The sequence below is a fragment of the Synechococcus sp. CS-1333 genome (assembly GCF_025128015.1).
Classification (GTDB): Bacteria; Cyanobacteriota; Cyanobacteriia; order PCC-6307; family Cyanobiaceae; genus MW101C3.
The window spans coordinates 1-24,524 of the sequence record NZ_JAHLYO010000017.1 but is presented as its reverse complement, the minus strand read 5'-3'; the positions used below and the strand labels follow the sequence as shown (position 1 = coordinate 24,524).

Annotated in this window: 20 protein-coding genes; 14 read left to right on the top strand and 6 right to left on the bottom strand. The window is 68.8% G+C overall.

Features of this window, described 5'->3' with window-relative positions; all coding sequences use genetic code 11:
• Complete coding sequence (locus KQ303_RS07905; RefSeq protein ID WP_259729874.1) at nucleotides 1–1,623, bottom strand: ABC transporter ATP-binding protein; 1,623 nt, start codon at nucleotides 1,621–1,623, stop codon at nucleotides 1–3.
• 109 nt (nucleotides 1,624–1,732) lie between these two features.
• Here KQ303_RS07905 and KQ303_RS07900 point away from each other — a divergent pair, with 109 nt between their 5' ends.
• The 9 genes from KQ303_RS07900 (at nucleotide 1,733) to grrM (ending at nucleotide 12,309) form a co-directional block, all read left to right on the top strand.
• A complete protein-coding gene (locus KQ303_RS07900) occupies nucleotides 1,733–4,117 on the top strand; it encodes a bifunctional (p)ppGpp synthetase/guanosine-3',5'-bis(diphosphate) 3'-pyrophosphohydrolase (protein WP_259729873.1) in 2,385 nt (794 codons plus the stop codon).
• Between the two features lie 258 nt (nucleotides 4,118–4,375).
• Nucleotides 4,376–5,866, top strand: a complete 1,491-nt coding sequence (locus tag KQ303_RS07895) for a YdiU family protein (protein ID WP_259729872.1) — start codon at nucleotides 4,376–4,378, stop codon at nucleotides 5,864–5,866.
• A gap of 90 nt (nucleotides 5,867–5,956) precedes the next feature.
• A complete protein-coding gene (locus KQ303_RS07890; RefSeq protein ID WP_094511969.1) occupies nucleotides 5,957–6,145 on the top strand; it encodes a hypothetical protein in 189 nt (62 codons plus the stop codon).
• Nucleotides 6,146–6,198: 53 nt separating this feature from the next.
• On the top strand, nucleotides 6,199–7,575 hold the full coding sequence (gene mnmE / locus KQ303_RS07885) for a tRNA uridine-5-carboxymethylaminomethyl(34) synthesis GTPase MnmE (protein WP_259729871.1): 1,377 nt from the start codon (nucleotides 6,199–6,201) through the stop codon (nucleotides 7,573–7,575).
• A 43-nt stretch (nucleotides 7,576–7,618) separates the two neighbouring features.
• Nucleotides 7,619–8,644 (top strand): TerB family tellurite resistance protein, encoded by a 1,026-nt coding sequence (locus tag KQ303_RS07880; protein WP_259729870.1) that lies wholly within the window; start codon nucleotides 7,619–7,621, stop codon nucleotides 8,642–8,644.
• 58 nt (nucleotides 8,645–8,702) lie between these two features.
• A complete protein-coding gene (gene nadC, locus KQ303_RS07875; RefSeq protein ID WP_259729869.1) occupies nucleotides 8,703–9,578 on the top strand; it encodes a carboxylating nicotinate-nucleotide diphosphorylase in 876 nt (291 codons plus the stop codon).
• Between the two features lie 126 nt (nucleotides 9,579–9,704).
• Nucleotides 9,705–10,652, top strand: coding sequence for an extracellular substrate binding-like orphan protein GrrP (gene grrP / locus KQ303_RS07870; protein ID WP_259729868.1), 948 nt, complete (start codon nucleotides 9,705–9,707; stop codon nucleotides 10,650–10,652).
• A gap of 57 nt (nucleotides 10,653–10,709) precedes the next feature.
• Complete coding sequence (gene grrA, locus KQ303_RS07865; protein ID WP_259729867.1) at nucleotides 10,710–11,156, top strand: GrrA/OscA1 family cyclophane-containing rSAM-modified RiPP; 447 nt, start codon at nucleotides 10,710–10,712, stop codon at nucleotides 11,154–11,156.
• Between the two features lie 4 nt (nucleotides 11,157–11,160).
• The gene (gene grrM, locus KQ303_RS07860; RefSeq protein ID WP_259729866.1) at nucleotides 11,161–12,309 is read left to right on the top strand and encodes a cyclophane-forming radical SAM/SPASM peptide maturase GrrM/OscB; all 1,149 of its coding nucleotides are present in this window, start codon (nucleotides 11,161–11,163) and stop codon (nucleotides 12,307–12,309) included.
• Nucleotides 12,310–12,346: 37 nt separating this feature from the next.
• On the opposite strand, the gene KQ303_RS07855 is transcribed toward grrM, so the two are convergent.
• Both KQ303_RS07855 and KQ303_RS07850 read right to left on the bottom strand, forming a co-directional pair.
• Nucleotides 12,347–13,396 (bottom strand): hypothetical protein, encoded by a 1,050-nt coding sequence (locus tag KQ303_RS07855; protein ID WP_259729865.1) that lies wholly within the window; start codon nucleotides 13,394–13,396, stop codon nucleotides 12,347–12,349.
• A gap of 25 nt (nucleotides 13,397–13,421) precedes the next feature.
• Entirely contained in the window at nucleotides 13,422–14,171 is a 750-nt protein-coding gene (locus KQ303_RS07850) for a methyltransferase domain-containing protein (protein WP_259729864.1), read from the bottom strand.
• 225 nt (nucleotides 14,172–14,396) lie between these two features.
• On the opposite strand from KQ303_RS07850, the gene argS reads away from it, so the two are divergent.
• Nucleotides 14,397–16,253 (top strand): arginine--tRNA ligase, encoded by a 1,857-nt coding sequence (gene argS / locus KQ303_RS07845; protein WP_259729863.1) that lies wholly within the window; start codon nucleotides 14,397–14,399, stop codon nucleotides 16,251–16,253.
• A gap of 4 nt (nucleotides 16,254–16,257) precedes the next feature.
• Here the strand turns inward: argS and speG are convergent, their stop codons facing one another.
• Both speG and KQ303_RS07835 read right to left on the bottom strand, forming a co-directional pair.
• Nucleotides 16,258–16,782: a spermidine N1-acetyltransferase gene (gene speG, locus KQ303_RS07840; RefSeq protein WP_259729862.1), complete on the bottom strand. Its 525-nt coding sequence runs from the start codon at nucleotides 16,780–16,782 to the stop codon at nucleotides 16,258–16,260.
• Nucleotides 16,783–16,827: 45 nt separating this feature from the next.
• On the bottom strand, nucleotides 16,828–18,588 hold the full coding sequence (locus KQ303_RS07835) for a 4Fe-4S binding protein (RefSeq protein WP_259729861.1): 1,761 nt from the start codon (nucleotides 18,586–18,588) through the stop codon (nucleotides 16,828–16,830).
• A gap of 491 nt (nucleotides 18,589–19,079) precedes the next feature.
• Between KQ303_RS07835 and KQ303_RS07830 the strand changes: the two genes are divergently transcribed.
• The gene (locus KQ303_RS07830; protein ID WP_259729860.1) at nucleotides 19,080–20,240 is read left to right on the top strand and encodes a histidinol-phosphate transaminase; all 1,161 of its coding nucleotides are present in this window, start codon (nucleotides 19,080–19,082) and stop codon (nucleotides 20,238–20,240) included.
• A 10-nt stretch (nucleotides 20,241–20,250) separates the two neighbouring features.
• Here KQ303_RS07830 and KQ303_RS07825 read toward each other — a convergent pair whose 3' ends face one another.
• On the bottom strand, nucleotides 20,251–20,754 hold the full coding sequence (locus KQ303_RS07825) for a cupin domain-containing protein (RefSeq protein ID WP_259729859.1): 504 nt from the start codon (nucleotides 20,752–20,754) through the stop codon (nucleotides 20,251–20,253).
• A 102-nt stretch (nucleotides 20,755–20,856) separates the two neighbouring features.
• On the opposite strand from KQ303_RS07825, the gene KQ303_RS07820 reads away from it, so the two are divergent.
• The 3 genes from KQ303_RS07820 to KQ303_RS07810 all read left to right on the top strand — a co-directional run.
• Nucleotides 20,857–21,549: a response regulator transcription factor gene (locus KQ303_RS07820; RefSeq protein ID WP_259729858.1), complete on the top strand. Its 693-nt coding sequence runs from the start codon at nucleotides 20,857–20,859 to the stop codon at nucleotides 21,547–21,549.
• Between the two features lie 123 nt (nucleotides 21,550–21,672).
• Nucleotides 21,673–24,108 carry a glycoside hydrolase family 9 protein gene (locus KQ303_RS07815; protein ID WP_259729857.1) on the top strand — a complete coding sequence of 812 codons (2,436 nt, stop codon included), beginning with the start codon at nucleotides 21,673–21,675 and terminating at the stop codon, nucleotides 24,106–24,108.
• Between the two features lie 131 nt (nucleotides 24,109–24,239).
• Nucleotides 24,240–24,524, top strand: a 285-nt coding sequence (locus KQ303_RS07810; protein ID WP_259729856.1) for a GDP-mannose 4,6-dehydratase, incomplete at its 3' end; no start/stop codon positions are given.

Here is a 24,524-nt window from a genome sequence, read left to right as displayed (position 1 = left end):
TCAGGTCAGGGCCGGCAGGCGTGGACTGGCCGCCACCAGCTGCCGGGTGATCGCCGCCTGGGGTGCTGCCAGCAGCTGATCGCCAGGCCCTTCCTCCACGATCCGGCCGCCGTCGAGCACGATCACCCGCTGGCAGAAGCCGCCGGCCAGGGCCAGGTCATGGGTGATGAAGATCAGCCCCAGCCCCAGCCGCTGCTGCAGGGCGCGCAGCAGGGCGAGCACCTCGGCCTGCACTTCCGCATCCAGCATGCTCACGCTCTCGTCGCAGAGCAGCACGCTCGGCTCCAGCACCAGCGCCCGGGCGATCGCCACCCGCTGCTGCTGGCCGCCGGAGAGCTGCCGCGGCAGCCGGTTTTCGAAGGCCTCGGCCGGGCTCAGCCCCACCGCTTCCAGCCCGGCGCGGGCCCTGGCGCGTGCCTCCGGCCGGCTGGCCAGGCCATGGATGCGCAGCGGGTCGGCCACCGCCGCACCCACCGTCATCACGGGGTTAAGGCAGGCCAATGGATCCTGGAACACCATCTGCAGGCGCCGCCGCTGGCGGCGCAGCTCCGGCCCCCGCAGTTGCAGCAGGTCGCGGCCCTGCAGCCGCACGGCGCCACCGCGCACGGGCGCCAACCCCATCAGGGCGCGGCAGAAGGTGCTCTTGCCGCAGCCTGAGGCCCCCACCACCCCCACCGTTTCGCCTTCACGCAGCTCCAGGCTCACCCCATCCACCGCCTTGAGCCAGCGCTGCCGGAAGGGGAGCGAGGGCAGCGGGTGCCAGGAGCGCAGTTCCTCCACCGCCAGCAGGGGTGGGCCGCTGGCCGGTGGGGGCGTGAGGCCGCCTTCGCGCCGCCGCGCCGCCGCCACTAGCCGCTGGGACAGGGGGGCCTGCGGCCGGGTGAGCAGGGTATGGGCGGGAGCCTCCTCCACCAGCCGCCCGGCTTCGAGCACGGCGATCCGGTCGCACCAGCGCCCGGCCATCGCCAGGTCGTGGCTGATCAGCAACAGGGCGCTGCCGGTTTCGCGGCAGAGGCCCGTGAGTTCGGCCATCACCTGGCCCGCCACCGCCACATCGAGGCTGGTGGTGGGTTCATCGGCGATCACCAGTGCCGGCTCCAGGGCCATCGCCAGGGCGATCGCCAGCCGCTGGCGCATGCCACCGCTGAATTCATGGGGATAGCTGCCGTAGCGCTCCGGGTTGATGCCCACCCGCTCCAGCAGCTCCTGGGCCCGGCGCCGCACCTGGCGACGGCCCCAGAGCGGCCGGTGGGCGGTGAGCGTGTCGCCCAGGTGATCGCCGATGCGCAGCAGTGGGTTGAGCCGGGTCATCGGGTCCTGGAACACCAGGCCGACGGCTTCGCCCCGCAGGCGCTGCAGGGCGGCACGGCGCAGACGGCGCGGGTCCTGGCCGCACAGCAGCAGCTCGCCGCTGCATTGGCTTCCTGCCGGCAGCAGTTGCACCACGGCGCGGGCCACCGTGCTCTTGCCGCATCCGGAAGGCCCCACCAGCGCCAGACGGTCCCCAGGGTCGAGGCGCAGATCCAGGCCATCGAGGGTGGCAGGACCCTCCGGGGCGCCCGGGTAGCGCACCGTCAGCTGGTGGATCTGGAGCACTGGAGCGCTGGACCGGGAGCTGGCCATGGTGTGAGCGGATCGTGACCGGGCAGCGGGCCCAGCATGGGGGATCCGCGCCCGATCTGCTCATTCCGCGTGGCGCCTGCCTACTCTTAACGCCAGAGGAAACCTGTAGATGCTCGAAGCGGCGGCAGGAACCCGAATCGCCCCGATCGAGGTCAACGGACTCCCCGCTGTTCCTGACCGCTCGAAGGAGGCCGGGGCCGCTGGAGGCGCTCTTTCCCCTGCGGCCAGCACCACACAGCGCCGCCTGCGCGACGCCGAGGCTTACGGCGTCGTCCTGCCCGACTGGCTGCGCACCTGCCTGGAGCGGGTGCGGACCAGCGACGACCAGCCCGTTGCCGCCGTGCCCCCCAGCCATGGCGAATCGCTGCTCGCCAACGCCTTCGATTTCGCCTTCCAGCTGCACGACGGCCAGGTGCGGGCCACCGGCGAGCCCTACATCATTCATCCGATCGCGGTGGCCGATCTGCTGCGCGACATCGGCGCCGGCCCCGGTGTGATTGCCGCCGGCTTCCTGCACGACGTGGTGGAGGACACGGAGGTGAGCCCGGAGGAGCTGGAAGCCCAGTTCGGCGCTGAGGTGCGGGCGCTGGTGGAAGGGGTCACCAAGCTGGGCGGCATTCATTTCACTGACCGCACCGAAGCCCAGGCGGAGAACCTGCGCCGCATGTTCCTGGCGATGGCCAGTGACATCCGCGTGGTGCTGGTGAAGCTGGCCGACCGGCTGCACAACATGCGCACGATCGGCGCCCTGCGGCCCGAGAAGCAGCAACGCATCGCCCGGGAAACCCGCGAGATCTATGCCCCGCTCGCCAATCGTCTCGGCATCGGGCGGTTCAAGTGGGAACTGGAAGATCTCGCCTTCAAGATCCTTGAACCTGCCGCCTATCAGGAGATCAAGGAGCAGGTGGCCAGCAAGCGCAGCGACCGCGAGGATCGCCTGGCGGTGACCGTGGCGCTGCTGCGCAAACGGCTGGCGGCGGTGGGGCTCACCAACTGCGATGTGAGTGGCCGGCCGAAGCATCTTTATGGCATCTGGAGCAAGATGCAGCTCCAGCAGAAGGCCTTCCACGAGATCTTCGACGTGGCGGCGCTGCGCATCCTCACGCCGAATCTGGAGAGCTGTTATCGCGCCCTGGCCGTGGTGCATGACACCTTCCGCCCGATTCCCGGCCGCTTCAAGGACTACATCGGCCTGCCCAAGCCCAATGGTTATCAGTCGTTGCACACGGCTGTGATCGGCCGGCACCGGCCCATTGAAGTGCAGATCCGCACCACAGAGATGCACCAGGTGGCGGAGTACGGCATCGCCGCCCACTGGAAATACAAGGAGGGCGGCTCACCTGCGGATGGCGGCACCACGGAACGCTTCAACTGGCTGCGGCAGCTCGTTGACTGGCAGCAGGACGGCGGCGGTGACGACAGCAGCGATTACCTCGCCTCGATCAAGGAGGACCTCTTCGATGAGGAGGTGTTCGTGTTCACACCGCATGGCGATGTGGTGGGGCTGCGCAAGGGCGCCACGGCGGTTGATTTTGCTTTCCGTATTCACTCGGAAGTGGGCAATCACTGCCAGGGCGTACGCATCAACGACCGCCTCTGCCCCCTCGCCACCCAGCTGAGGAATGGCGACTTCGTGCAGATCATCACGGCGAAATCTGCCCACCCGAGCCTCGACTGGCTCAACTTCGTGGCCACACCCACGGCCCGCAATCGCATCCGCCAGTGGTACAAGCGCAGCCACCGCGATGAGAACATCCTGCGTGGCCGCGATCTGCTGGAGCGGGAGCTGGGCCGCGACGGTTTCGAGGCGCTGCTGAGCGGCGAGGCGATGGCCAAGGTGGCCCGCCGCTGCAACCTGGTGGGCACTGAAGACCTGCTGGCGGCGCTCGGCTTCGGCGGCGTCACCCTGCATCAGGTAGTGAACCGCCTGCGCGAGGAGATTCGCCTCGCCACCGAAGCGGCGGCACCGGCGCTCACCAATGAGCAGGTGGCCGCCGCCGTTTCGGCTGGCCGGCCGGAAGCGCCCGTGGCGTCACCGGCCTCGGGCAGCCCGATTCTGGGGGTGGAAGGGCTGGAATACCGGCTTGGTGGCTGCTGCGGCCCACTGCCTGGGGAGCCGATCGTGGGCGCGGTGGCGCTGGGCAACCACGGCATCACGATTCACCGGCAGGACTGCGGCAATGTGGCCCAGGTGCCGGTGGAGCGGCGGTTGCCGGTGCGCTGGAACCCGATCGGTGAAGCGCAGCAGCGGCGCTATCCGGTGCGGCTGCGCATCGAGGTGCTCGATCGGGTCGGGGTGCTGAAGGACATCCTCACCCGCCTGGCTGATCACCGCATCAACGTGAGCGATGCGCGGGTGCGCACCAGCGTGGGCAAACCGGCCACGATCGATCTGAAGGTGGAATTCGTGAGCGCCGCCCAGATGGGCACCACCATGGATCAGATCCGCTCGATGGCGGATGTGCTGGATCTCTGCCGCACCGGCAACGGCTGACCACACCTGTGCGTTGGATCGAGGGGCATGAGCGATTGCTGCAGCCCCGTGATGTAGTGGGCGATCAGGTGCAGTTCTTCGCTGCGGATGGGCCGGATTTCAAGGTGGGGCTTCATGGGGATCGGCGCAGCCGCGGCTTCGGGGATGGTGCGCCACACACGGTGAAGCCCTCTCCGGCTGCGCGATTCTGCAGCAGCTGTACCGGGCGACCCGGCGGCAGACCACTCGTTGCGCCACGCGCAGTTTCGCCTGCTGCCCATGTCCGCCAGCCCCAATCCCCTGCTCGCCTTGCCCTTCGAGCCCTCGATCGAGGCGCTGGGTGAGGCCTACTGGGATGTGGTGGAGGCGGCCGCCTTCCCCCAGAGCCGCCTGCGCTTTCGCAACGATCCGCTGCTGCAGCAGCTCGGGGTGGATCCGGCCACGGTGAGCGACGCTGATCTGGAGGCGGCCTACGGGCGCTTCGAAGGGCGCACGCCGCTGCTGGCCCTGCGCTACCACGGCTATCAGTTCGGCACCTACAACCCGTTTCTCGGCGATGGGCGCGGCTTCCTCTACGGCCAGCTGCGCGATCGCCACGGTGCCCTGCAGGACCTCGGCACCAAGGGGTCCGGCACCACGCCCTGGAGCCGTGGCGGGGATGGCCGCCTCACGCTCAAGGGCGGCGTGCGCGAGGTGATCGCCTCCGAAGCCCTGCACCGCCTCGGTGTCACCACCAGCCGCACACTCAGCCTGGTGGAAACGGGCGAGGGGCTGTGGCGCGGCGATGAGCCCTCCCCCACCCGCAGTGCGGTGATGGTGCGCGTGGCCCGCACCCACCTGCGCTTCGGCACCTGCGAGCGGCTGCTGCACCTGCGCCAGCCCGGCCAGCTCGAAAGGTTGTTGCGCCATGTGGTGGCCGTGTACTACCCCCACATCGCCGCCGCCCATCCCCCCGCTGCCGATGGCAGCGCCCTGGCGGCCCTGCTGGCGTTCTACGGCGAACTGGTGGAGCGGGTGGCGCGCCTGGCGGCCGAATGGATGGCGGCCGGCTTCATCCATGGCGTGCTCAACACCGACAACATGTCGCTGGTGGGCGAAAGCTTCGATTACGGCCCCTTCGCTTTCCTCGAAACCTGGGATCCGGGCTTCACCGCCGCCTACTTCGACCACAGCGGCCTGTACGCCTACGGCCAGCAGCCGCTGATCTGCCACCACAACCTGCGCCTGCTGCAGGAGCCCCTGGTGATGCTGCTGCCGCGCGCCGAGCTGGACGCGCGGCTGGAGCGGTTCGTGCCCACCTACGACCACCACTACCGCCACTGCCTGATGCGCCGCCTTGGTTTTGATGCCGGCGCCGTGGCGGCGGTGGTCGATCGCGGCGGCGATCTGGTTGACCCGGTGCCGCTGGCCCTGCAGCTGCTGGCCGCCTGGCCGGTGGCCTACGGCAGCTTCTTCGCCGCCCTCGCCGCCCGCATCGCCAGTGGCGGCCTGCCGGAAGAAGCCGAAGCCCTGGCGCCGTTCGTGCCTGGGGCCCCTGCGCCACCGCCCGATCGCTGGGCCGCCTGGCGGGAGGCCTGGTGGGGCTGGTCGTCGGCGCTGCCTCCAGAGCAGCAGCAGGGCATCGCCGCCACCCTGCGGTGCTGGAATCTGCCGGTCACGCCGGTGCGGGGCGAGATCGAGCGCCTCTGGCAGGCGATCGACACGGCGGACGACTGGGACCCCCTCCAGCAGTGGCTGGACGGCTGTGTGGCCTCTGCTGGCGTCCCCTGACCTCAGGTGTCTACGGGTGTTTGGCGCTACAGCTGCCCCAGCGGGGCTCTGTCTGAATTCAGTCACCGGTTTCCGTCTCGATGCCTCGCCATGACCTCCGAACAGGCCGCCCAGCTGATCGACGACACCCTCGACCTCGTGCATCAACGGCTCCAGACGCTCGAAGCTGACCGCCAGGGCCGCGAGCACAGGGCGCTGGCCGCCGAATTCCGTGAGTGGCGCCAGCCCAGTGGCGGCCACATCGACCTGATGCTCTGCCCCGGCTTCAGCCGCGGCTGAACGCCGGGCTCCGCCGCAGCCGAGACTGGAGCGTCCGTCGCCGCCGGGGCCGGTTGGATTGGGACGACACCATCGCTGCGATCGCCACGGCCGTGGCACCGGGTCTGGGGAGTGTGGCGATCGTCAGGATGTCCGGCCCGGCGGCGGAGTCGATCGGCCGCACCCTGTTCCGCGCCCCGGGGCAGCAGGTCTGGGACAGCCACCGCGTGCTCTATGGCCATGTGGTGGACCCGGCCAGCGGCGAACGGGTGGATGAGGCTCTGCTGCTGCTGATGAAGGCACCACGCAGCTTCACCCGCGAGGACGTGGTGGAACTGCACTGCCACGGCGGCCTGATCGCCGTGCAGCGCGTGCTGGCGCTGGTGCTGGCCCACGGCTGCCGCCGTGCCGCCGCCGGTGAATTCAGCCAGCGGGCCTTTCTGAACGGTCGCCTCGATCTCACCCGCGCCGAGGCGATCGGCGACCTGATCGCCGCCCGTAGCCAACGGGCCGCCCAGCTGGCGATGGCGGGCCTCGATGGCGGCCTGCAGCGCCGCATCACTGCCTTGCGGGAGCAGCTGCTCGACCAGCTGGCCGAGATGGAGGCACGGGTGGATTTCGAGGAGAACCTGCCGCCGCTCGATGCCGCCGCCGTGGTGGCGGCGCTCACGGCGGTGCGCCAGGCGCTCGAGGCTCTGGTGGCCGAGGCGCGCCAGGGGGAGTTGTTGCGTGATGGGCTGCGGGTGGCGATCGTGGGACGCCCCAACGTGGGCAAGTCGAGCCTGCTCAACCGGCTCAGCCGCCGGGAGCGCGCCATCGTGACCGACACCCCCGGCACCACCCGCGACCTGCTCGAAAGCGAGCTGGTGCTGGAGGGTGTGCCGCTCACCCTGCTCGACACAGCTGGCATTCGCCCTACCAGCGATGCGGTGGAACGCCTCGGCATCGCGCGCAGCCGTGCCGCCCTGGCCGCCGCCGATGCGGTGCTGCTGCTGTTCGATCTCACCACCGGCTGGAGCGACGACGACCAGGAGCTGCGCGACCTGGTGCCGGAAGGTGCGGTGCTGCTGCTGGTGGGCAACAAGGCCGATGGCGCCGGCCTTGCCACCGGTGCGGTGGCCCCGGCCGGCCCCGGGTTTCCGCTCGAGGTGGCCATCAGCGCCCGCACCGGCGAGGGCTGCGATGTGCTCGTGGAGACGCTGCTGCAGCGCTGCGGGGCCACCGAGCTGCAGGGCCTGCAGGTCGCGCTTAATGGCCGTCAGCGCGAGCTGGCCGCCGCCGCTGCCGCCGCCCTCGGCCGCAGCCTGGAGGCCGCCACGGCCCAGCTGCCGTGGGATTTCTGGACGATCGATCTGCGCGCCGCCGTGCGCAGCCTCGGTGAGATCACCGGCGAGGAGGTGAGCGAAGCCGTGCTCGATCGGGTGTTCGCGCGCTTCTGCATCGGCAAATGAAACGGGGCGGAGCACAGGAAAGAGGGCTGAGCACAATGGCCTCATGGCGTGGAGCTGTGCGGTGATCGATCCCAGGGCTCAGCTTCCGTTGGAGCAACGCCAGGCCATCGGCGCCGCCGCTCTGGCGGCCCTACTCACGGTGGCCCGCTGCAAGGGCGCGCCCACGGCCAAGGCCCTCGCCGCCATCCGGGGCGTGCGTGATCACCTGCTGCAGATCGACTGCGACCTGGAGGCGCTGGCGCCGATCAGCCCCGACCAGCTGGCTGAACGGGTGCGGGCCGTCACTGCCGATCCCCAGTGGCGCGAGCGCATCCTGCGCGGCATGACCCTGGTGGCCCTGCTCGACGGCACGCCCTCCCCTGCGCAGCAGCAGCTGCTGGAGCAGGCGGCGGCAGCCCTGGCGGTGGACCCGGCGCCGGTGCGCACCTTCGGCCAGGTGATGGAACAGCGGCTGGCCATGGTGCGCCTCGACATCGCCCGGCGCGGCTTCATCGCGTCGGCGGCGCGGGCCACCCTGGAGCAGGAGGGGCTGCGCGGTGCCCTGGGGGTGGCGCGGGTGCTGCTTCGGCAGGAGGACACGGCCATGGCGGAGCGCTACCGCGCCCTGCGCCACTACCCCGCCGGCAGCTTCGGCCTGGCCTATGCCGCCTTCATCGACCGCAACCGCTTCGGGTTCCCCGGAGAGCTGGGCGGCCCGCCGCCGCCGGTGATGCACCACGACTGCTGCCACGTGCTGGGCGGTTACGGCACCACTGCCGCCGAAGAGGGGGCTGTGCTCGGCTTCCAGGCGGGCTTCGAGCGGGTGGATCCGTTCTATGTGCTGATGTTCGCGCTGGCGGAGTTCGAGCTGGGCATCGGCGCCACCCCGTTCATCCCGGGTGAGCGTGAGGCGCTCGATGTGGAGCGCCTGTTCACCGGCATGGCCCACGGCGCCCAGGTGTCGGTGGATCTGATCGCCGCCATCGACCCCTGGGACCACTTCGCCGACCCGCTGGAGCTGGTGCGCCAGCGCTTCAACGTGCTGCCCCGCGGCCGGCAGCCCGAATGGCCGGCGTCGATCACGCGCTGAGCTGTCCTGCCTGCCGCTGCCTGCGGCTCCCTTCCTCCGCCTCCCCCCGCCTTTCCCGGTGACACCTCCGCCCCTGCTGCCTTTCAGCCCTGCTCTTGAACAGCAGCTGCGTGGCTGGCTGGCGGAGGATCTCGGCCGCGGCGATCTCACCGCGCCGGCCCTGACGGGCGCCTGGGGCCGAGCCCACTGGATCGCCAAGGCCGATGGGGTGTTCTGCGGCGGCGTGCTGGTGCAGCCCCTGTTCCGGCTGCTGGATGCGGGAGTGGTGGTGCGCGATCGGCTGGCGGAGGGGACGCCGGTGCGGGCCGGGCAAGTGTTGCTGGAGCTGGAGGGGGCAGCGCCGGCCCTGGTGGCGGGTGAACGCACGGCCCTCAACCTGGCCATGCGCCTGAGCGGCATCGCGACCGCCACCGCCCGGCTGGTGGCTGAGCTGGCTGGCAGCGGCGTGGCCCTGGCCGACACCCGCAAGACCACACCCGGCCTGCGGCTGCTGGAGAAGTACGCCGTGCGCTGCGGCGGCGGCTTGAACCACCGCTTCGGCCTCGATGACGCGGCCATGCTCAAGGAGAACCACCTGGCCTGGAGCGGCGGGGTGGGGCCGGCGATCGCGGCGGTGCGGGCGGCGGCGCCCTGGCCGGCGCGGCTGATCGTGGAGGCGGAAACCGCCGCCGAGGCCGAAGCCGCCGTGCGTGCCGGCGCCGATGCGGTGCTGCTCGATGAATTCGCCCCCGAGGCCCTGCAGGCGTTGGTGCCGCAGCTGCGGGCTCTGGCGGCGGTGCAGGGGCGGGCGGTGGTGCTGGAAGCGTCGGGGGTCCAACCTGAACAGCTGCGGGATTACGCCGCCACCGGTATCGATCTGATCTCCACCAGCGCGCCGGTCACCCGCAGCCGCTGGCTGGATCTGAGCATGCGCTACCTATCGAGCGGCGGCTGAGCGTGGCCACCACCCGGGCCTGGCATCGTGGACCTGGCGTTGTGACTTTATGGCGTTGGTTCCAGGCTGGTGGCGCGCCTGGCCCAGTGGCAGCAGAGTGATGCCGGGTTATCGATGCCGTGAGCCATGCCGTTCTGCCGCTTCTCGAGCCCGAGCCTTCGGCTCACCTCGGTGGTCCTTGCCTTGCTGGCGGCCGTGATGCCGGCTGCAGCGGCTCGTGCCGAGGGGGTGCTGCAGCGGGTGGCCGTCACCGGTGAGCTGGTGGTGGGGAGCGAACCGCTGCTGCCCCCCCTCAGCTTCCGAGACAGCAGTGGCCAGCCCGTCGGCTATGGGGTGGAGGTGGTGCGCCGGATCCAGGCAGAGCTGTCCGCAGCGCTGGGGCGGCCCATCACTGTGCGGTTCGAGTCGGTGAGCGATCCCGCCGAGCTGGTGCGTCGTGTGGGTAAGGGAGAACTGTCCCTCGCGTGCGGTGTGCCCTTCTCCTGGGCCCGCGATGCCCAGGTGGATTACACCCTGCCGATCGGGCTCTCCGGCATCCGCGTGCTGGCCCCGGCGGGCCGGATCGATGGCTCAGCGGCCTCGCTGCTGGGCCGCCGCATCGGTGCGGTGCCGGGTTCCCTCGGTGAGGCGGTGTTGAAGGGCATCCAACCCCAGGCACGCGCCGTTCCCTTCGCCGGGCTGGGGGAGGCGGTGGCCGCGCTGCAGGCCGGCCGGCTGGACGGCGTGATGGGGGACACCACTCTGCTGATGGGCAAGGCCAGCAGCCTCGGTGCCACCGGCCTGGTGGTCACGCCGGAGCTGCCCTATGAGCGCTACGCGGTGGGTTGCGTGGTGCCTGAAAACGATTCCGCCTTCCGCGACCTCACCAATCTGGCGATCGCCCGACTGCTGCAGGGCTATGTGGATGGCGATCCCGAGGCAGTGGCCAGCGTGGACCGCTGGGTGGGTCCGAAGGGGGTGCTGGGGGTGCCGTCTGAGCGCATTCGTACCTATTTCGAAACGGTGTTGCTGAATTACGAGGCGATCCGGCCCCAGGGTCCAGCGGCAGCGTCTTCCGCCCCGTCCGCGCCCTGAGTCACCCCGCCCACGCCCTCGCCCTCCGCTTCTTTCGTTCTCCAGGTTTCACTTCCGATGGCTTTCCTTCCGCGTCCCAGGCAGTTCGGCTTTCTGTTGTTCCTGGCGATCCTGCCGTTGATCCCGGCCGCTGAAGCGCTGGCGGCCGCTGGTGCCGCCAGCCCGAGCCGCGACGGCCCTGAACCGGACAGCCTCAGCGTGGAGGCCCGTCTGCGCCGCATCGCCGGGGCGGTTCGCGAGCTGGAAACCGGCGCGATCCATGACCAGGATCAGACCGTCGATGGCCAGGAGCCGGCAGCCGCCAAGGCCATCCCCGACGATGTGCTGGCCTACGTGTTTGTGAACGGGCCGCGGGTCGGTTGGCGCAATGGCGGCTTCTATAACGGTGGCTTCCGCAATGGCGGCTTCTGGAACGGCGGCTTCCGCAACGGAGGTGGCTGGTCAAACGGCGGCTTCGGCAATGGGGGGTTCCGCAATGGCGGCGGCTTCCGCAACTTCTGGTGAGCCGTTGACCTTCCCCGCGTTCGGTCCCCTGCGGCTGCTGGTGGTGCAGCCCACCCCGTTCTGCAACCTCGACTGCGACTACTGCTACCTGCCCAGCCGCGACGACCGCCGCCGGCTGCCGCTGGAGCTGCTGGAGCGCACGCTGGAGCGGGTGCTGGAGAGCCCCTTCGCCAACGACGACTTCACCCTGCTCTGGCATGCCGGCGAGCCGCTCACCATGCCGATCGCCTTCTACGACGAGGCCACCGCGCTGATCCGCTCCGTACTGGCGCGCCGGGACGGTCCGCCGCTGCGGATCGTGCAGTCGCTGCAGACCAACGCCATGACGATCGACGCCGCCTGGTGCGATTGCTTCGAGCGCAATGACATCCACGTGGGCGTGAGCCTGGATGGCCCCGCCTTCCTGCACGACGCCCACCGCCGCACCCGCACCGGCCTGCCCAGCCATGCCGCCAGCCTGCGGGGCATCGGCTGGCTGCAGCGCCGCGGCATCCCCTTCCAGGTGATCGCCGTGCTCACCGACGACGCCCTCGATCACGCCGACACCCTGTTCGACTTCTTCAACGGCCATGGCATGGACAATCTTGCCTTCAACATGGAGGAAACCGAGGGAGAGAATCTCAGCTCCACCCTGTCCCGCCCCCGCTCGGAGGCGCGCTACCAGGCGTTTCTGGAGCGTTTCTGGGAGCGGCTGCGAGCCGAGCCTGGCGCCCTGCGCCTGAGGGAGTTCGATGAGATCGCCGGCCTCGCCTGCGGCGATCAGCGTCTGGCACGCACCGACATGAACCACCCGTTCGCGATCGTGAACGTGGATGCGCGCGGCAACTTCTCCACCTTTGACCCCGAGCTGCTGTCGGTGGCCACCGCCGCCTACGGCGATTTCGCCTTCGGCAACGTGATCACCGACAGCCTGGAATCCGTGGTGGATAGCGCCAAGTTCCAGCAGGTGTACAGCGAGATCCGCTCCGGCGTGGAGCGCTGCCGGGCCGAGTGCGAGTACTTCGGCCTCTGCGGCGGAGGCGCCGGCAGCAACAAGTACTGGGAGCGCGGCACCTTCGACTGCAGCGAGACCCAGGCCTGCCGCTACCGCATCAAGCTCAGCGCCGATGTGGTGATGGCGGGCCTGGAGCGGGAACTGGAGCTCACCAGCTGAGCGGAGGCTTCAACCGCCCACTGGCGGAGCAGAGCCTTCAGCCCTCATAGGGCCAGAACTCCGGCTCGTCGAGCATGGGCCGCTCCAGCGGCAGCACGTGGAAGCGGCGGCGGATCTCCAGCAGGGGCTCGCTGGCGAGGGCGAGGTGATCGAGCCGGCTGAAATCACCGCTGCAGGCGGCCCCCCGACGCCAGGCTTCCGCCAGCAGCTCGGGCGCACCCGGCAGATCGAGGGCCCCCCGTTTGCCGTTGAGGCCGTTGTAGGGCTCGCCGTCGCCGCCGTAGGGCACGAACTGGCTGTCGTTGCCGTGCACGAACAGGCCCACCTCATGGATGAGGAAGTTGGCGAGCGAGGCCATCCAGTTCGCGTCGTCGTTGCGGAGCGCCAGCTTGAAGGCGCCCAGGGCGATCTCGCCTGGCCCCGTCGGTTCGTAACCGGTGATCACGTGGTTCATGTCATGGCTCATGTAGTAGGCGGGGTTCGGGGTGTCGCGGGCCGGCAGGGGCAGGCCGTTGCGCGCGTAGAACTGCACGAAGGCCCAGCCAAGGCTGCCGTGGGGGCAGTCGCGCAGCCCCTGCACCTGGGCGAAGAAGGCGTCGCCGGGAGCGCCGCCCTGATCCTTGCCAGGCTGCTTGCTGGGATCCGCCATCAGGGCGCCGTGGCGGGCGGACAGCTCGGGCATGAAGGCGGCGTAGCAGCGCACGAAGCTGGCGGTGGCTTCCGCGGCGGTGCGGTGGAAGAGGTCCTGCACGAGGCGCAGCTCAACGCCGTGGATGCCGATCGCGTCGCTGAAGGCCTCCAGCCGCTGCAGCTGGGCGGCGCTGCGGGGATGGCGGCAAAGCTCCAGCATCAACGCCAGCTGCAGGAAGCGGCGGCGGCTGTCGTCGTCTGGCAGCCGGGCCGCCAGCTCCTCGGGCGGCAGTGGGGCGGCGGCCGTGAGTTCGTCTGGGGTGAGCCCGAGCAGGTGCACCGCCAGGCTGCTGAGCAGCCGCGCCTGCTCGCTGGTGGCGCCGCCCTCCACGGCGACCAGATCGCGCAGCCCGCCCACCAAGGTGCGCGTCAGCGGGGGAGGGAAGGGTTGCAGCATCGACGGTGGGGCCGCACCCCGCCATTCAAGCGCTGCCCGCCGCCGACGGTCCGCTCTCCGCCGCCGTGATCCGCTCAAGTTGCAGGGCATCGGTGCAGCCGTCGTGGCCCTGGTTGTAGTGGCTGGAGCAGAAGGCGCCCCGCCAGCCCGGCGGCAGCTCGGCCAGCAGCGACACGGCGTAGGGATGGCGCTGGGCCACCCGCTCGATCGTGTGGGCGGGGTAGAGGCGCACCGCGTGGCGGCTGACGCGGCAGAGCTCGCTCAGGGCCCGACGGTGCCAGGCCAGATCGAAGCCGCCACTGCTGGAGAGGCCGCCATCGCGCAGGGGGGCATAGGCGAAGAGCAGATGGCCGCTGAGCACCAGATCGAAGCTTTGGTCCGGGAAGGGCAGCTCCGGCAGGGAGGCGTTGCGGTACTGCTGCGGATGGCGGCGGCGATCCTCCAGAAAGGCCTGCAGTGCCTGAATGTGCTCCTCGTGGCAGGCCTCCAGATCGAAATCCGGCCGCAGCGCATCGCTGCTGAGCAGGCCTGCCATGGTGCGCTCCAGATCGGCCAGGGCCCGCCGTTCGAGCTCCTGCTCCGGCAGGGCGTAGAGGGGATCCACCGCCACCACCTCCCCCACCAGGCCGCGCAGCCGCGCCGAGAGCGAACCGGGCCCGCCGGGGCAGTCGAGCACGCGGGCGTCGCGCCACTGCTCCAGGTCTCCTTTGAGGTTGAACATCGCCAGGGCCTGCTCCCCCAGACGCCCGTAGAACATCACGGAGGCAAGTTGCATGCGGTTTTGAGGCGGTGGGATTGTGCGGTGAACGGGGCGTTCACCTGCTCCGCCAGCGTGTTCCGCCATCCTGGCGGGCCACCCATGGCGCGGGCAGCCCCGTAGCGCTGCTCGCTCCATTTGTGCATGCTTCCAGAACCTGCCCGGCGGGTTGCCATCGGTCCAGAGGGGATGATCAGGGTGCCTCCCCCCTGCAGGGAGCGCCCTGCTTCTGCCCCGCTGCCCATGCTCCGCCTCGCCCAAGCCCTCGACAGCCAGCTGCGCGCGGCGATGCAGCGGGCCTTCCCCGTGGAAACCATGGGCGAGGAGATCTCAGAGATGTTCGGGGCAGGGGGCCTGCGGCTGGATCCGCAGCTGGCGCCGGCTACCAAGCCCGAATTCGGTGATTTTCAGGCGAACGGTGCCCTGTCCCTCGCCAAGCCGCTCCGCCAGGCGCCGCGGGCCATTGCCACGGCGATCGTTGAGCAGCTGGCGGCCGATCCGGCCTTCACCGCGCTCTGCCTGGAGCCGCAGATCGCCGGCCCAGGCTTCATCAACCTGACTCTGCGGCCGGAGCGGCTGGCCGTGGAGGTGGCAGGGCGGCTGAGGGATCCGCGTCTGGGGGTGCCCACGGTGGCCGAGCAGAGCGGCAACGGGGCGCCGGCGCCGGTGGTGGTGGATTTCTCCAGCCCCAACATCGCCAAGGAGATGCACGTGGGGCATCTGCGCTCCACGATCATCGGCGACGCGCTGGCGCGGGTGCTGGAGTTTCGCGGCCATCCGGTGCTGCGGCTCAACCACGTGGGCGACTGGGGCACCCAGTTCGGCATGCTGATCACCCACCTCAAGCAGGAGGCGCCCGAGGCGCTCACCACCGCCGATGCGGTGGACCTGGGCGATCTGGTGGCCTTCTACCGCCAGGCCAAGGCCCGCTTCGACAGCGATGAAGCCTTCCAGACCACTTCGCGTGAGGAGGTGGTGAAGCTGCAGAGCGGCGATCCGATCAGCCGCCGCGCCTGGCAGCTGCTGTGTGATCAGTCGCGCCGGGAATTCCAGCGCCTCTACGACGCCCTCGACATCCGCCTCGATGAGCGCGGCGAATCCTTTTACAACCCCTACCTGGAGGCGGTGGTGGCGGATCTGGCCGCCACCGGACTGCTGGTGAGCGATGGCGGCGCCCAGTGCGTGTTCCTCGAAGCGGAGGACGGCAGCGCCAGCAAGGCCCCGCCGGTGATCGTGCGCAAGAGCGACGGCGGTTTCAACTACGCCACCACCGATCTGGCTGCCATCCGCTATCGCTTTGCGGCACCCCCCGCCGGCGATGGGGCGCGGCGGGTGATCTACGTCACCGATGCGGGCCAGGCCAGCCATTTCGCCGGGGTGTTCCAGGTGGCCCGCCGTGCCGGTTGGATTCCCGAGGACGGGCGGCTGGAGCACGTGCCCTTCGGGCTGGTGCAGGGGGAAGACGGCAAGAAGCTCAAGACCCGCGCCGGTGACACGGTGCGACTCAAGGAGTTGCTGGAGGAGGCGGTGGAGCGCTGCGAGGCCGACCTGCGCCGCCGGCTGGCGGAGGAGGAACGCCAGGAAGAGGAGGACTTCATCACTGAGGTGGCCACCACCGTGGGCCTGGCGGCGGTGAAGTACGCCGACCTCAGCACCAACCGGATCACCAACTATCAGTTCAGCTTCGATCGCATGCTGGCCCTCAGCGGCAACACCGCCCCCTACCTGCTGTATGCGGTGGTGCGCATCGCCGGCATCGCCCGCAAGGGTGGTGCCGGGGCCGATACGGCCGCCGGTGCCGCAGATTCACCGTTGCCGGAGATGCTCAGTTTCAGCGAGCCGCAGGAGTGGGCGCTGGTGCGGGAGCTGCTCAAGTTCGACGGCGTGATCGCCGAAGTGGAGGAGGAACTGCTGCCGAACCGGCTGTGCAGTTATCTGTTCGAACTGAGCCAGATGTTCAACCGCTTCTACGATCAGGTGCCGGTGCTCAAGGCCGAAGAACCGGCGCGGAGTTCGCGGCTGGCGCTCTGCCGCCTCACGGCGGCCACCTTGAAGCTGGGGCTTGGCCTGCTCGGCATTCCCACCCTGGAGCGGATGTGAGCGGCTATTGGGCTCTGGCCAGGTAATCCTCCTGGAGGATGTACATGCGCTTCACATCGCGGTAGCGGCCTTCGATGAAAAATTCGCCCACCAGGTGGCCTTCCTCCGCAAAGCCGCATTCTTGATAGAGGTGCAGGGCCTTGGCGTTGTCAACGGCAACGGACAGGTAGATCTTGTGCAGGTTCAGGATGGTGAAGGAGTAGTCGAGGGCTTTGTGGATGCAGAAGCGTGCGAAGCCTTTGCCCTGGTGGGCAGGGGCCACGATGATCTGGAACTCAGCGCGGCGATGAATGTAATCAATCTCGATCAGTTCCACCAGGCCGACCAGTTCCTTGTCCTTGTTCTCGACGACAAAGCGACGCTCGGCATTGTCGTGGATATGGCGGCTGTACAGCTCCTCAAGTTCGTCGAATGATTCATAAGGTTCCTCGAACCAATAGGCCATCACGCTCCGATTGTTCACCTGGTCGTGAATGAATCGCAGGTCGCCACGCTCCAGGGCCCGCAGGGCCAGTTCCGTACTCGCCACCGAACACTCTGATCAGCCATGGCCAGACTAAGTCGGCCCGCTGGATCAGGCCGCCTGCTCACCGGTCGTGATGGCTGGCCTGCGCACGGTGTTCGATGCCCGATCGGAACCGGGCCCGAAGCTGTCGACCAGCTCCTGCCAGCTGGCCTCATCCAGCAGGAAGTCCCTGCGGATCCTGCTGAGATTGTCACGGACGTGGGGGTCTGCCAGGAGCTGCTGGAGATCGTCCAGTCGCGCCAACCGCAGCAGCTCGAGCATGGCCTCTCTGGCGGCGTCCTGGCGCAGGCTGCGAATTTCCCTCTGCTGGCCCGTGAGCTCCAGAATCCGCCGATCCTGCAGGGCCAGTTCCTGGATCGCGGCCCAGTGGTCGTCGTCGTCCAGTTTCAGGGATTGGCGCAGCTCCTCCAGTTGCACCAGGGCGGTGGCCTGCTCCAACCGACCCGAAACCAACAGCTCCGCCATCACCCCCTTGTAGAGGCTTCGCTTGGTCTGACTGATCTGGGCGGGCAGCACCTTGACCAGGGTGAACACTTCGGCGGCACTGAGCTCGTCGATCGAGCGGCCGTCCAGATAGGGCGAAAGGTCGGGAATCAGCTGCTCCAGCTGCCTGCGCAGGCTGGCACTGGTGCTTTCCCGCAGATAGGTGGCCCGTTCGCGATACCAGCCTCGGTGCACCCACATGCCGCTCACAATCAGAACGACGGAGCGGATCACCTGCCCGCCCGCCGGCCCCAGGAGACCGAGGGTGGGATCGGCAAACCAGAAGAAGATGTTCACGGCCAGGAACGAGGCCAGCAGCCGTGTGCGATGGATGGCGACCTCCTGGGCCCGCTCCCCGAAGTCCGGGGTCAGTTGCCGCTGCTGCAACTGCTGCAGCCACCGCTGCAGGGCCACCGAGATCCAGGCCGCGAGCACCAGCAGGACCGGAATCGCCACGAGGCGCGGCACGACGGGGATCCATGGGCCCGTCACCAGGGGGCTCCAGGCGTACTCGGTCACCTCGTTGTCGTAGGCCCACATGCCGCTGCGCAGGTAGTCGAGCCCGCCACGGGATTCCAGCTTGATGATCAGGAAGAAGGCGAGCACCAGCCCGGGATAGGACCCCCAGGCCCAGTTCAGGCCTCGTTTGCCCTTCAGCGACGACCAGTAGCTGCGCTCCGAGTCGATGTCGATGCAGGGGGTCTGGCAGGCCACGCAGGCACTCTGGACCTTGCCGGAGTCGCTCACCGTGCGGCACATCGACTGGGTCACCTTGGCGGTGGTCTCGATGTGGGCCGGACTGCCGAAGAAGCTGCGCGGGCCGGTGATGATCGTCTGGACGGGGCCCATGGGGCAGACGTACTGGCACCAGGCCTTGCCCCCATAGGCCCAGCCCACCACCAGGGCGGCGACCGCCGTGAACAGGAGCAGCAGACCCAGCCCGAGGGTGTTGCTGTTGACCAGCAGCAGGCGCAGACACAGCCCTGCGATGAACAGGCTCCACTGCAGCGCAACGTGATGGCGGCCCAGCCAGGATCCCGGCTCCACCTTCGCCACCGCGCGCCGGCCTCCCCGTCCGCCCACGGTGCGCTGCATCCCCAGAATCCGGAACAGCTGGGACACCAGGGCCAGCGGACAGACCCTGCGCCAGAGCTCATGGCTGAACACCACCAGCAGCAACAGGCAGCCGGGTACAACCATCCCCCAGAAAATCTGATTGCCTTCGAGGGAATGACAATCAGGACTGCCACCACAACGATTGACGTTAAATGGATAAAGATCGATGCCGGCAAGCAGGCTGACGATCAGGAAGATCCAGCCGGACAACAGCAGCCAACGGATGATCTGTGCCTGACGCTCAGGCCATGAACTGAAGATCTGCATGGCATGGAGAGAATCGCTGGCAACTTATTCACAAGCCCTCCGACTATTTCCCCGGTTGTGCCAATTGGCTGTTGAGCGGTTTCCAGACTGTCCCGGCTGGGCGGGGGGATCTGGCAGATCTGAGGTCCGCACTCGAACAACCCGACCGGAGTCATGATCCGGTCGCATCCGGTCAACAGAAACTGGCCGGATTCCGTTGCCTGCCGTGGCGTTGGCTTCGGCTGGGTGCTCTTCGGTGATCGCTCCCCTGGCAGGACCTGTCCCAGGCGGAAGCTGGAGGGGCATCGGTCCGGACCCAGCGGAGCCGTCCTGCATTCGGTTGGGAAGCATCCAGTCACATCGGGCCGAAACGGACGCTCCGGCCAGGCCGCCGAGGGTCGAGGCCAGCTGCCCATTTAGCTTGGGCTCCCCTACGGGATGGCCGCCGCCACGCCATGGTCCTTGATCGTTCCCATGCCCAGGCGCCTGTCACGGCATCGGCGGCCGGGAACGCTCCTAGGGCCCGCCCCGAGGTGGAAGCCCTGGTGGCCTACAGCGCTCCCCTCGAGGGCAGGCGCAACCTGTTGCGTCTCGACTTCAACGAAAACACCGTGGGGCCCAGCCCCCGGGTGGTGGAAGCGATCCGCGCCATTCCCGCCGATCACTACGCCATCTATCCCGAGTACGACGGTCTGCGGGAGGCGGTGGTGGCCTCGCTCGGCAGCACGGGCCTGAGCCCCGGCCACATCGGTCTGTTCAACGGCGTCGATGACGCGCTCCATGCCATCTTTCACGCCTTCGCGGCCCCGGGCGACCGTCTGCTCACCACCAGCCCCACCTTCGGCTACTACACCCCCTGTGCCCGCATGCAGGGGATGACCATCGAGGCGATCCCCTACCGGTCGCCCGACTTCGCTTTCCCCTTCAGCGAGATCCGTGCCGCCCTCGACACCGACCCACCGGCCAGGATCCTGTTGATCTGCAACCCCAACAACCCCACCGGTACCCGGTTGGCGCCGCAGCGGATCCTGGAGCTGGCGGCCGCTGCCCCAGACACGCTGGTGGTGGTGGATGAGCTCTACGAGGCCTTCACCGGCGACAGCGTGCTGCCACTGCTGCTGGACACAGCAGCAGGCACCGATCCCTTTGCGGCCTACCCGAACCTGCTGGTGCTGCGCTCGCTGGCGAAAACGGCCGGGCTCGCCGGGCTGCGCTTCGGGTTTGCGGTGGGTGCGCCGGCCCTGGTGGACCGGGTGAGCCGGGTCAGCGGCCCCTACGACGTCAACAGCTTTGCCGTGACCGCCGCCCATGCGGCCCTGGCTGATCAGGCCTACACCGACGCTTACGTGGCCGAGGTGCTGCGGGCGCGGGCCTGGTTGCTGGAGCAGCTGGTGGCCGCCAGGGTGCGCCATCACGCCGCCGGTGGCAACTACCTGCTGATCTGGCCGCGGCGGCCGGCGGCCGTGGTGGAGTCCGAACTGCGGGCGGCGGGCATCCTGGTGCGCTCGATGGCCGGCAAGCCGCTGATCGATGGCGCGCTGCGGGTGAGCCTGGGCACCACCGAGCAGATGGAGCAGTTCTGGGCGGCGTACCGGTGCATCGAGCCCCAGGGCTGAAGAGCGGCGTTCAGGGCGCCTTGCCGGCGGCCGGCTCGAGCACGGTGATCGGCTTGCCTTTCTCTCCGGCGTAGACCACCACGATCTCGGCTGGTTCGTTGCCGTTGTTGGTGCCGTAGTGGGGCTGATTCACCATCTCGATCAGCCCTTCACCCGCCTTCAGCTGCAGGCGAGCGCCCTCCTTGCTGGTCACCAGCAGCTGGCCGCGGATCAACATGCCGGCATTGATCACTGGGTGGGTGTGCATCGGCAGTTGCACCCCCGGTGGAATGGTGATGTGCAGCACGGTGATTTCCGGTTCGCCCTTGGGATAGGCGGGCAGCCGTGTGCCGTTCCAGGCCTCGCCGGCCTTCACCAGGGTGCGCACCTTCACCGCCGCCGGCTCCCCATCGGCGAGGGCGGGCGGCACGGGTAGCAGCAGGCTGCCGCCCAGCAGCAACAGGGCCAGCCAGGGCCGACAGCCGCTCAGCGGACGCTTGTTCTGAACCTGCAGGGCCATCGGGGCGGCGGGCATCTCTCGCTGGGCAGTCTGGGGGCTGGTTCGCTGGCGTGCAGGCCCGCCCATCGCCCGCCCATCCCCATAGCCTGCCCTTGCTCTGCTCCCGTTGCGGCCGCTTTGGATTTCACCGCCGATCTCCCCGTTGTGCAGATCCGGCGAACGGTGATGCGCCGGGCGCTGCTCTCCACGGCAATCCCACCGCGGGTGGCCCTGGCGATGGGCCAGGAGCCGCTGCTGCTGCGCTACACGATCGGCCTGTTCGGCTATGGCCTGATCGGCTGTGCGGTGACCGATGCCGAGAGCTGCCTCCAGCGGCTGGCGCAACAGCCGCACGGGCTGCTGGTGTGCTCCGACAGCCTCGAAAGCGGTGACGTGCTCAGCCTCACCGCCACCGCCAAGGAGCGGTACCCCGCCTTGAAGGTGATCGTGATCAGCACGGGGGGCCATCCCGAGCCGGCACTGGTGCGGGCCGCCTGGATCGATGGGCTGGTGGCGGAATGCGACATGACCTTCCACAGCGGGGCGCTGCAGGCGGCGGTGCTGGCGGCGCTGGGTGGCTGCCACTTCCGCAGCGCCTCGATGCGTGATCAACCGATGCCAGAGCCGATCAGTGAACTCAGCCCGCGGGATTACCAGATCCTGGAGGGCCTCGCCGATGGGCTCACCGACCGGGAGATCGCCGAGCGGCTGATGATCAGCCCGAACACGGCGAAGTCGTACACCAAGCGGCTGCTGCAGAACATGGGGGCGCGCAACCGTCTGCAGGCCCTGGTGATCGCGCTGCGGCAGGGGCTGATCCGGCTGCGCTGATGGCTGCAGCCCGCACGGCTGCCGTGGCGACCACCCTCAGCGGAGCCGCCAACCACCCTCCGATGGGGGTCGCCCCGGCGGGGACATCCGGCGTAGGACCGTTGCAGCGATTTGTTTTGCGCGATGTCCAGCGTCGATCCACTCACAGGTATGGGCTTCAATTACGCCGAGGCGCTGCAGAAGAACTTCCTCTTTTACGAGGCGCAGCGCTCCGGCAACCTTGACGAAGCCAGAAAGCGGATCGACTGGCGCGGTGACTCCGGCCTGCGCGACGGCGCCGACGGGGTGTACTTCGGTGGGCAAACCGCCGCCAACCTCCAGGCCGGGCTGACGCTGAATCTCACCGGCGGCTATCACGATGCCGGCGATCACTCCAAGTTCAGCCTGCCGCTCGCTTCCACCCTGGCCACCCTCTCCTGGGGCGGGATCGAGTTCTCCGATGGCTATGCCCTCTCGGGGCAAACCGACGAACTGCTCGATGCGGTGCGTTGGGGCACGGATTACCTGCTCAAGGCCCACGCCGTTGATGCGGCGGGAGCGACGCGCTTCTTCGTGGCGCAGGTGGGCAATGTGGAGGCCGACCACGCCTTGTGGAGCTCGCCGGAGAGCCAGACCATTGCCCGTCCGGCCATGGCGGTGACACCGAGCAAGCCCGGCTCCGATGTGGCGGCCGGCTCAGCCGCAGCGCTGGCTTCCGCCTCGGTGCTGTTCCGCCAGAACGGCGAAGCCGCCTACGCCGATGTGCTGCTGACCCGCGCCATTTCGCTGTACGACTTCGCCGATCGTTACCGGGGCCGCTACTCCGATTCGATTCCGGAGGTACGCAATTACTACAACTCCTGGAGTGGGTTCAACGATGAGCTGGCCTATGGCGCGGCCTGGCTGTCGCGGGCGGTCACGGCGGCGGGCGGCAGTGGCACGGCCTACCGCGACAAGGCCCTGTCGATCTATACCAGCAACATCGGCGGCCTTTCGCGGGGCTGGACCGGCAACTGGGACGATGCGTCTTATGCCACGGCGGTGATCCTGGCGGAGGACACGGGCTCGACCCGCGTGCAGCAGGACGTGGAGCTCTGGTTGAACAACTGGGTGAACGGCGGCAACGGCGTGACGATCAGTGCCGGCGGCCTGCGCCATATCAGCCAGTGGGGCTCGCTGCGTTATGCCGCCAACACGGCCTTCCTGGCGGATGTGTATGCCGACAACGTGCGGGACCCGGGTGGGTCCTTCAGCCGGCTGTCGCAGGGGACCGTGGATTACATCCTTGGTGCCAATCCGCGCCGGTCGAGCTATCTGGTGGGCTTTGGGGCCAATTCACCCCGGCAGCCCCATCACCGGGCCGCCTCGGGCGTGGGCTGGGATGGGTTCCGCAACGGCCTGCCCAACGCCCACATCCTCTACGGCGCCCTGGTGGGTGGCCCTACCAGTTCCGACGACTTCTCCTATCAGGACCGCCGCGACGACTTCGTCGCCAATGAGGTGGCGATCGACTACAACGCTGGCCTGGCCGGCGCCTTCGCCCGCAGCGTGGAGCGTCGCGGCGGGCAGGCGTTCACCGATGCCCAGCTCGACGCGCTGCCGGGCATTTACGTGCGAACCAGCGGCGGCGGAACGCCGGTGCCACCCACCCCGACACCAACTCCAACCCCGACTCCTACGCCAACGCCAACACCAACCCCAACGCCCACCCCGACACCCACTCCAACGCCAATACCCACGCCTGTGCCGGGCTCTCCCTTGCCCCAGACCCTCAACGGCATTCCGCTCACCTCCAACCCGAACCTGGCGGTGTCCGTGGGCGGATCGATCTGGACGGGTGGCATGACGGTGCAACTCACGCTCACCAACACCGGCACGGTGCCGCTGAACAGCTGGAACTTCAGCTTCGAGAGCCCGCACCGTCCCACCAGCACACCCTGGGGGGTGCGGATCAGCAGCACGGCGCTGGCGGGCGGCCTGTTTCGCCACACCGTGACCGGTGATGCCTGGGCCAGCACGATTCAGCCGGGCCGCAGCGTGAACGTGGGCTTCAACGCCAGCCAGGGAAGGCCCCTGGGCAACAGTGGCGCGCTCACGGCGACGGCGCTGTTCGGTGATGGTGGCCGGGTTGGCTTCAGCAGTGTCAACCCCAGTTTCAAGACAGGCGGTGCCGCCGCCGATGTGATCAGCACCAGCGCCGCTGTTGATGCGCTCACCGGCCTGGCTGGCGCGGACACGTTCCGCATCACCAGCCTGCGCGATTCGTTGCTGAACGCCAGTGATCAGATCACAGATCTGGCCATCGGCAGCGATCGCATCGATGGCCCCCGGGAGGTGTCGGCCGCCGATCTGCGTGAGCTGGGCAGCGTTGCTGACCTCAGCGCCACGGCACTGGCGGCGGTGCTGACCCCCACAGCGTTCGCTGCCAACGGTGCCGCCACCTTCAGCCTTGGCGCCAGCGGCGGCAGCCGCACCTTCCTGGCGCTCAATGATGGGCTGGCTGGCTTCCAATCCGCCAACGACGCCATCGTGGAGATCACCGGCTTCACCGGCTCGCTCACGGCCCTGGCGATCGTGTGATCGGCGCGGCCGGAGCAGTTGTCACGTCGATGTCGGCTGCTTGGCGTAGTTCGTCAATCAGAAACGACGTTGAACTTCTCCGGTGCCCCCAGCCGCCAAGACCGCTCTGATCACAGGCATCACCGGCCAGGATGGCTCGTACCTCACCCAGCTGCCAGAGCCATGTGGCAGTGAGCTTTGAGGCGCCGGAGTACACCGCCAACAGCGATGCCCTGGGCACGCTGCGCATCCTGGAAGCGGTGCGGATGCTGGGGCTCACGCCGAAAACCCGCATTTACCAGGCCAGCACCAGTGAGCTGTATGGGCTGGTGCAGGAGATACCGCAGAAGGAAACCACACCCTTCTATCCGCGCAGCCCCTATGGGGTGGCGAAGCTCTATGCCTATTGGATCACGGTGAACTACCGCGAGGCCTAC